Raw genomic sequence first — 8,638 nt, forward strand, 5'->3', positions numbered from 1 at the left:
CACCGCCCCATTCAAGTGGTGCGCAAAACCCCGCCGAAAGCAGCAGCCCGCGACGAAACAGGAAGCACAGACTGGCCCCCGGGGAACCTTCCCCCGGGCCGCCCCCCTCCACCTGCACTTGCGGGGCCGGGGTGGGGGTCAAGGGTTAAGCGCAGCGCAATCGGCGAAGCCGACGCGACGTAGGAGCGCCCTTGACGCCCGGACCGGACCCGCGACAATCAACAACAAGGGGCGGCCCCACCCGCCTCACCACAACCCGGGCTCCCCCGACTACCCCTCGGTCTGAACCGATGGCCACCTCGGACCCGTTGCCGCGTCCCCGCACCACACGTACTGGCCGTCGGGCTCTACCGTCATGCCGTAGTCGTACAGGCTGGGACTGCCCATGGGGACCCACGAATCCCACGCCTCCTCCAGCTCATCGGCCAAGCGGCGTGGTCCGCCCTGATGCGCCACCGTGCCGCCACCGCCGACGGCGGACAGTGTTGCCCACGAGTCGGCCCCGGCATGCAGCCACGCGTTCAGGCCATCTTCGTCCTCCGCTGTGGTGATCCGGGCGTCCGGCAGGGCGACTCGCAGCGCGAACCGTAGGTGGACATCGTTCCGGAACGGTCCCAGTTCCGGAACGGTCCGAGGTTTCTGGTCATCGAGCGTTCGGCCTCGGCGGGGCCGGTTCCGCGTACCTGGCTGAAGGTCCGGACCGGGCTGGTGGTCCCCCTCGCGGACATGAACTGGGCCAGTCCCTGCACCCAGCCCGTCGCCGACCTACCGTCCTCCGCCACCGTCAGCGCGACATGCCCCAGCCGGCCCCACGGGGTCACAATCCTGCCGCCCGGCCGGGTCTGGGTCACCCAGGCCCACGGGACCCGATCCACCGCGTACGTGGCCATCACCCGGTCGTACGGTGCCCCCGCCCACCCCTTGCCGCCGTCGCCCACCACGACCCGCACCCGGTCACCCGCCGCCCCAAGACGCTCCCGTGCCCGTACCGCCAAGTCGGGATCCACCTCGACGCTCGTCACCAGCTCAGCCCCCGCCCGCCACCCGAGCAGCGCGGCGTTCCGGCCGGTGCCTGTGCCCAGTTCCAGGACCCGGTGGCCCGGTTCCAGCAGGAGCGAGTCGAGCATGTCGGCCACGACTGCCTCGCAGGAGAGGCTGGAGGAGGGGAGACCGTCCGTGACCTGGGTGACAGCGGCGTCGTCCGGGCCTCCGTACACCTCCGCCGACCACCCGTCGGGGTCGTCGCACCGGTCCACGGGCAGGTACGTGCCGCGCCATCCCAACGCCACAGGCGGTCCGGCGCGAAGAGGTGGCGTGGTACGGGGTCAGCGGCCCGGCGAACCCAGGGCGACCGCACCGGTCAGTCACCGCGCCGGTCCATCTCCGCCGCCAGGCCGCGACGGCCCAAGATGACAGCACTGCTGTGTGCTCATTCACTGCTTGCCGCAGATGCACACCAACGCGCCTACTACGCGTCCGCGTTGCCGCCCGGACGGCCGGCTTTTGTCCTCAATCGCCGGACAGGCTGGTTGTGTCCGCTGCGGGCCGGTGGCCTGGGTGCGGGTTCTTGCCGGGGGACTCGGTCAAGACACACCCAGCCCGTCCGGCGTTTGAGGACATCCGTGACATCGGTGACCCACACGCGCCGCTACAAGGCGTTACGCGTCAACCACTCGTCGTGGTTGTACGAGTCCCTCGACGGGTCCGGTGTGGTCGCCGGGATCGCCTGGGTCGTGTCTTCCAGGCGGATGCGCTCCGGGAGTTTGCCGAAGCGGGTGCGGCGGGTTGTTTCGGCCTGGTCCTGGTGGGTCTTCGCGTCGGGCATGGCGGCTCCTCCTGGTGTTGGGACCTAAACCTTCTGCCGGTGGTGGCTATTCCTCGGCCGTCCGGCGGCAGCCTCGTTTCTCCCGGCGTCGTACTCTGGGAGCACCCCGGCCCGTGCGACGTGTCGGGCCCTTCGCGTTGTCCCCTCAGCCGCACCGCGGCAGCCCCGCTCAACGGATCTGGACGGAAACCACCCTTCATGAGCCTGCACGGTCTGCTCGACGCCGTCATCAAGGACCCGGCGCTCGCCGAAGCGGTGAAGGCCGCCGCCGACGGTCACCGTATGCACGTCGACCTGGTCGGGCCGCCCGCCGCGCGGCCCTTCGCCGTCGCCGCCCTGGCGCGGGAGTCGGGGCGGCCGGTGCTCGCCGTGACGGCGACCGGGCGGGAGGCCGAGGATCTGGCGGCGGCGCTGCGGACGCTGCTGGACCCGGACACCGTCGTGGAGTACCCGTCCTGGGAGACGCTGCCGCACGAGCGGCTCTCGCCCCGGTCCGACACCGTCGGCCGGCGCATCGCCGTCCTGCGCCGCCTCGCCCACCCCGCCAAGGACGATCCCTCCGCCGGGCCGGTGAGTGTGGTGGTGTCCCCGATCCGGTCCGTCCTCCAGCCGCAGGTCAAGGGGCTGGGGGAACTGGAGCCCGTCGCCCTGAGGAGCGGGCAGAGCGCCGACCTGAACGACATCACCGAGGCCCTTGCCGCGGCTGCCTACGCCCGCGTCGAGCTGGTCGAGAAGCGCGGTGAGTTCGCCGTACGCGGCGGGATCCTCGATGTGTTCCCGCCCACCGAGGAGCACCCCCTGCGGGTGGAGTTCTGGGGCGACGACGTCGAGGAGATCCGTTACTTCAAGGTCGCCGACCAGCGTTCGCTGGAGGTCGCCGAGCACGGGCTCTGGGCGCCGCCCTGCCGTGAGCTGCTGCTGACCCCGCAGGTCCGGGAGCGGGCCGCCGCGCTCGCCGAGGTCCACCCCGAGCTGGGTGAGCTGCTCGGCAAGATCGCCGAGGGGATCGCCGTCGAGGGCATGGAGTCCCTGGCCCCCGTGCTGGTCGACGACATGGAGCTGCTGCTCGACGTCCTGCCCGAGGGGTCCATGGCGCTGGTCTGCGAACCGGAGCGGGTACGGACCAGGGCCGCAGACCTCGTCGCGACCAGCCAGGAGTTCCTCCAGGCGTCCTGGGCCGCCAGCGCCGAGGGCGGGAAGGCCCCCATCGACGTGGGCGCGGCCTCGCTGTGGGGCATCACGGACGTCCGGGACCGGGCCCGTGAGCTGGGCATGATGTGGTGGTCCGTGTCCCCGTTCGCGGCCGACGAGGACGTCTCGGAGGAGACGATCCGGCTCGGGATGCGCGCCCCGGAGTCGTACCGCGGCGACACCTCGCGCGCCCTCGCCGACACCAAGGGCTGGCTGGCCGACGGCTGGCGCACGGTGTACGTAACCGAGGGCCAGGGCACCGCCTCCCGTACGGTCGAGGTGCTGGGCGGGGAGGGCATCGCGGCCCGCCTCGACACCCCCGAGGCCGGGAACGGCCGCGGCCTCGTGGACATCTCCCCGAACGTCGTGCACGTCGCCCGCGGGTCCATCGACTGGGGCTTCGTCGACCCCGCGCTCAAGCTCGCCGTCCTCACCGAGACCGACCTCTCCGGCCAGAAGGCCGCCGGCAAGGACGGCCAGCGCCTGCCCACCAAGCGCCGCAAGACCATCGACCCCCTCACGCTGGAGGCGGGCGACTTCATCGTCCACGAGCAGCACGGCGTGGGCCGCTACGTGGAGATGGTGCAGCGCACCGTCCAGGGCGCGACCCGCGAATACCTGTTGGTCGAGTACGCCGCCGCCAAGCGCGGGCAGCCCGGCGACCGGCTCTACATCCCGACCGACCAGCTGGAGCAGGTGACCAAGTACGTCGGCGGCGAGGCGCCCACCCTGCACCGCCTCGGCGGCGCCGACTGGACGAAGACCAAGCAGCGCGCCAAGAAGGCCGTCAAGGAGATCGCCGCCGACCTGATCAAGCTCTACTCGGCGCGCATGGCGGCCCCCGGCCACGCCTTCGGCCCCGACACCCCGTGGCAGCGGGAGCTGGAGGACGCCTTCCCGTACGTGGAGACGCCCGATCAGCTCTCCACGATCGCCGAGGTCAAGGAGGACATGGAGAAGACGGTCCCGATGGACCGGCTGGTCTGCGGCGACGTCGGATACGGAAAGACGGAGATCGCCGTACGGGCCGCCTTCAAGGCCGTCCAGGACGGCAAGCAGGTCGCGGTGCTCGTACCGACGACGCTGTTGGTGCAGCAGCACTTCGGTACGTTCTCCGAGCGGTACGCGCAGTTCCCCGTCTCCGTGAAGGCCCTCTCCCGCTTCCAGTCGGACGCCGAGGCCAAGGCGACGCTCCAGGGGCTGCGCGAAGGCGCGGTCGACATCGTCATCGGTACGCACCGGCTGTTCTCGTCCGAGACGAAGTTCAAGGATCTCGGCCTGGTCATCGTGGACGAGGAACAGCGCTTCGGCGTCGAGCACAAGGAGCAGCTCAAGAAACTCCGCGCCAACGTGGACGTCCTCACGATGTCCGCGACGCCCATCCCCCGTACGCTCGAAATGGCCGTCACCGGCATCCGCGAGATGTCGACCATCACCACCCCGCCGGAGGAGCGCCACCCGGTGCTGACCTTCGTGGGCCCGTACGAGCAGAAGCAGATCGGCGCGGCCGTCCGCCGTGAACTCCTGCGCGAGGGCCAGGTGTTCTACATCCACAACCGGGTGGAGTCGATCGACCGGGCCGCGGCGCGGTTGCGCGAGATCGTCCCGGAGGCGCGGATCGCCACGGCGCACGGGCAGATGGGCGAGAGCGCGCTGGAACAGGTCGTGGTCGACTTCTGGGAGAAGAAGTTCGACGTGCTGGTCTCCACGACGATCGTGGAGTCCGGCATCGACATCTCGAACGCCAACACCCTGATCGTGGAGCGCGGCGACAACTTCGGCCTCTCCCAACTCCACCAGCTGCGCGGCCGGGTGGGCCGCGGGCGGGACCGCGGGTACGCGTACTTCCTCTACCCGCCCGAGAAGCCGCTGACCGAGACCGCGCACGAACGGCTCGCGACGATCGCCCAGCACACCGAGATGGGCGCGGGCATGTACGTGGCCATGAAGGACCTGGAGATCCGCGGCGCGGGCAACCTGCTCGGCGGCGAGCAGTCCGGTCACATCGCGGGTGTCGGCTTCGACCTGTACGTCCGCATGGTCGGTGAGGCGGTCGCGGACTACCGTGCCGCCGTGGACGGCACGGTGGAGGAGGCCGCGCCGCTGGAGGTCAAGATCGAGCTGCCGGTCGACGCGCACGTCCCGCACGAGTACGCGCCGGGCGAGCGGCTGCGCCTCCAGGCGTACCGCGCCATCGCCTCCGCCACCACGGAGGCGGACATCAAGGCGGTACGTGAGGAGCTGACCGACCGCTACGGCAAGCTGCCGGAGCCGGTGGAGAACCTTCTGCTGGTGGCGGGCCTGCGGATGCTGGCGCGGGCGTGCGGGGTGGGCGAGATCGTGCTCCAGGGCCCGAACATCCGCTTCGCGCCGGTGGAGTTGAGGGAGTCGCAGGAGCTGCGCCTCAAGCGGCTGCATCCCCGTACGGTCATCAAGCCGGCGGCGCACCAGATCCTGGTGCCGCGTCCGACGGCGGGCAAGATCGGCGGGAAGCCGGTGGTGGGACGCGAACTGCTGTCGTGGACCGGGGAGTTCCTGGCGACGATCCTGGGGTCCTGAGACCGCCTCGCCCCCGATCCTTCTGCTGAGGCCCGGTGTTCCGCGCCTCAGTAGGGGGATCGGGGGCATACGTCTCCCTGCCGGGCCGGCCGGCGGGAAGCGTAGGGTGCGGGCGTGGACGGACGTGGGGTACGGGTGGCGCGGGCAGGCCTGCGCGGTGGGGCCGTGGTGCTGGCGGTCGCCGTCCTCGGCGGGTGCGAGGGCGGGATCGGCATCGACCCGGGACCGGCCGCGTCGGCCGGGGCGCAGGACCCGGGCGCGGACACGGGGCCGGGCTCCGGCGGTTCCGGCGCGGGCCCGCTGAAGAACCCCGACGGGACGAAGCGCGGGCTCGCTCCTCTCACGTCGGAGGCGGACAGGAGCGCGGGCCGCAAGCTCATCGACCGGGTGAAGACGAAGGGGCGCGGCCCCAAGACGGGGTACGACCGCGACAAGTTCGGCTACGCCTGGCTGGACTCCGCCGACGGGGTCCCCTTCGCGCACAACGGCTGCGACACCAGGAACGACCTGCTCGCCCGGGACGGCGAGCGGCTGAAGTACCGGTCGGGATCCGACTGCGTCGTCGTCTCGATGACGCTGCGGGACCCGTACACCGGCAAGACGATCGAGTGGCGCAAGCAGTCCGCGTCGAAGGTGCAGATCGACCATGTGATGCCGCTGTCGTACGACTGGCAGATGGGCGCGGCCCGTTGGGACGAGAACAAGCGCAAGCAGATCGCCAACGACCCGCTCAACCTCATCCCGGTGGACGGCCCCACCAACGGATCCAAGTCGGACTCGGGCCCGGCGTCCTGGCTGCCCCCGGACAAGCGGATCCGCTGTTCGTACGCCGTCCGGTTCGCCCAGGTCTCGCTCAAGTACGAACTGCCCGTGACGGCGGCGGATAAGAAGGTGATGCTCCGTCAGTGCGGCGGCTGACGCGGGTGGTTGATGCGCGTGGCACGCCGCGGTAGGGGCGCGGTAGGGCTGTCGTAGGGCGGCTGTACGGCCCCGGCGGGCGTGGCCCGTACGCCGTCAGCCGTCCAGGTTCGCCAGGTCCACCACGTCCTTGTCGGCCGGGATCTCCGCCGCGACCGGGCGGTCGAACTCCGAGAATGCCATCGTCCCCTCCTCCTTGCCCGTCCATGCGATCTTGAGCAGGTACGGCTTCCCCTCCGTCGCGACGTGCACGGTGTAGTCGGACGAGCCGTCCGTCTCCGTCAGCGTGAGCGCCGGCTGTCCGTCCACCGTGCTCACCGGGCCCTTGCGGGCCACGCTGTCGCCGCCCTCGAACGCGGACAGCAGCTCGTCCAGGTCGCAGAAGCCGACCAGGTCCTTGGCGTCGGGCTCCTTGGTGTCGGCCTTGATCCACCGGTCGGCGAGCATCTTGACCGCCGCGTCCACCTCGGCCTTCGGCTGCCCCTTGCCCTGCGACCTGAGCAGTTCCTCGTCGTACTTCATGTAGACGGTCGAGCCGGTCTTGGTGAGCATCACGGTGCCCTGCCCGTTCATCGACATCGTGCCCGCGCAGTCGCCCTTCTTGTCGAGCGCCACGTCGACGGCGACGCGCCCCTCCGGATCCGGCATGTCGGCCTTGAGAGTCAGGGAGGTGGCGGCGCGGGTCGCGGCGAAGGCCCGGTCCAGGACTTCGGGGCCCGACTGGTCCGCGAAGGGGGCGGGCTTCTTCGCGGCCTTCGCGGCCTTCGTGGCCTTCGCGGACTTTGTGGCTTTCTTGGCCGGGCTGTTGTCGCCGCCCGTGCCCGGTCCGCAGGCCGGGAGCGTCAGGACGGCGGCCGCGCAGAGGGCGGCGAGGGCGCCACGGCGGGCGCGGGGCGAGAGGTGTACCTGCATGGTGGTCTCCGGGAAAGTCGTGTGGCGATGAGTCAATGACAACAGATGCTGTGAACCGAGTCAACCACGATTCTCGGTATCGTCCACGTCCACCACGAGAATCCGTTCGAAAGGGTGCGCGCCGCTATGCTCGGTCCGACACGACAGCCGTGAGAGTGAGGGAGGCAGCCAGGTGCCGGAGAACGCAGCGGAGGTCACGGCCGCCGGAATCGCCCGGCTCGCGGGTGTCGGAAGGGCCGCCGTCAGCAACTGGCGCCGCCGCCACAGTGACTTCCCCCAGCCCGTCGGAGGCACCGAGACCAGCCCCTCCTTCTCCCTCGGCGAGGTTGAACAATGGCTGCGCGACCAGGGAAAACTCGCCGAGGTCCCGCTGCGCGAACGCGTCTGGCAGGAAGTCTCCGGCGACCCCGCCGGCGCCGCCTCCGCCCTGATCCGTACGGGCTGCGCCCTCCTCCTCGTCCACGAGCGCCCCATGGTCTGGCTGGAGCTGGCCGCCGCCAGTGACGTACGGTTCGCCGAGCTGCTGCCCGCCGCCCTGGACGGCGTCCTCACCGCCCGCCTCGGCGAACAGGGCGACAGACCGGTTCACACCCCCGGCGCCAGAGAGCTGCGTTCGCGCGTGCCCCTCCTGCGGTCGGCCGCCGAACTGGCCGCCGATCTCGGCGCGCGCCAGGCGTTCGAGTTCCTGCTCGGCCGCTACCTGGACGCCAACCCCCGCCAGTACACGCTCACCCCGCCCGAAGCCGCCGCCCTCATGACCGCGCTGGCGGGCGCCACCGCCGAGGGTGTGAGCGTGCTCGACCCCGCCGCGGGCACCGGCACGCTGCTGCGCGCCGTCCCGCACCCGGCCGCCCTCCACGCCCAGGAGGCCGTCCCCGAGCCCGCCGCGCTCACCGCGCTGCGCCTCGCCCTTCATACGGAGGCCGACGTGCGCGTACACGCGGGGGACACCCTGCGCGCCGACGCGTTCCCCCGCCTCGCGGTCGACGCCGTCCTCTGCCACCCGCCGTTCAACGAGCGCAACTGGGGCCACGACGAGCTGGCCTACGACCCGCGCTGGGAGTACGGCTTCCCGGCCCGTACGGAGTCCGAACTGGCCTGGGTCCAGCACGCCCTGGCCCGCCTGCGCCCCGGCGGCACCGCCGTCCTCCTCATGCCGCCCGCCGCCGCCTCGCGCCGCTCCGGCCGCCGGATCCGCGCCGACCTGCTGCGGCGCGGCGCCCTGCGGGCCGT

Annotated in this window: 6 protein-coding genes; 3 read left to right on the top strand and 3 right to left on the bottom strand. The window is 71.4% G+C overall.

From position 1 onward, the window contains the following. Positions 1-521: 521 nt before the first annotated feature. Together GT042_RS29225 and GT042_RS38385 are read right to left on the bottom strand one after the other, a co-directional pair. Positions 522-1,289 carry a methyltransferase domain-containing protein gene (locus GT042_RS29225; protein ID WP_345943962.1) on the bottom strand — a complete coding sequence of 256 codons (768 nt, stop codon included), beginning with the start codon at positions 1,287-1,289 and terminating at the stop codon, positions 522-524. Between the two features lie 359 nt (positions 1,290-1,648). Further along, positions 1,649-1,825 (bottom strand): hypothetical protein, encoded by a 177-nt coding sequence (locus GT042_RS38385; protein ID WP_202534116.1) that lies wholly within the window; start codon positions 1,823-1,825, stop codon positions 1,649-1,651. Between the two features lie 198 nt (positions 1,826-2,023). On the opposite strand from GT042_RS38385, the gene mfd reads away from it, so the two are divergent. Both mfd and GT042_RS29235 read left to right on the top strand, forming a co-directional pair. Beyond that, positions 2,024-5,575, top strand: coding sequence for a transcription-repair coupling factor (gene mfd, locus GT042_RS29230; RefSeq protein WP_161311716.1), 3,552 nt, complete (start codon positions 2,024-2,026; stop codon positions 5,573-5,575). A gap of 114 nt (positions 5,576-5,689) precedes the next feature. After that, entirely contained in the window at positions 5,690-6,493 is an 804-nt protein-coding gene (locus GT042_RS29235) for an HNH endonuclease family protein (protein WP_345943963.1), read from the top strand. 96 nt (positions 6,494-6,589) lie between these two features. Here GT042_RS29235 and GT042_RS29240 read toward each other — a convergent pair whose 3' ends face one another. Further along, positions 6,590-7,405: a hypothetical protein gene (locus GT042_RS29240; RefSeq protein WP_161311717.1), complete on the bottom strand. Its 816-nt coding sequence runs from the start codon at positions 7,403-7,405 to the stop codon at positions 6,590-6,592. 172 nt (positions 7,406-7,577) lie between these two features. On the opposite strand from GT042_RS29240, the gene GT042_RS29245 reads away from it, so the two are divergent. Further along, positions 7,578-8,638, top strand: a 1,061-nt coding sequence (locus tag GT042_RS29245; protein WP_161311718.1) for an N-6 DNA methylase, incomplete at its 3' end; no start/stop codon positions are given.

The organism is Streptomyces sp. SID3212, from assembly GCF_009865405.1.
GTDB lineage: Bacteria > Actinomycetota > Actinomycetes > Streptomycetales > Streptomycetaceae > Streptomyces.

Bases quoted from the DNA above. Each gene is read 5' to 3' on its own strand.
- GT042_RS38385 (WP_202534116.1), bottom strand. From the start codon at position 1,825: ATGCCCGACGCGAAGACCCACCAGGACCAGGCCGAAACAACCCGCCGC.
- mfd (WP_161311716.1), top strand. From the start codon at position 2,024: ATGAGCCTGCACGGTCTGCTCGACGCCGTCATCAAGGACCCGGCGCTC.
- GT042_RS29240 (WP_161311717.1), bottom strand. From the start codon at position 7,405: ATGCAGGTACACCTCTCGCCCCGCGCCCGCCGTGGCGCCCTCGCCGCC.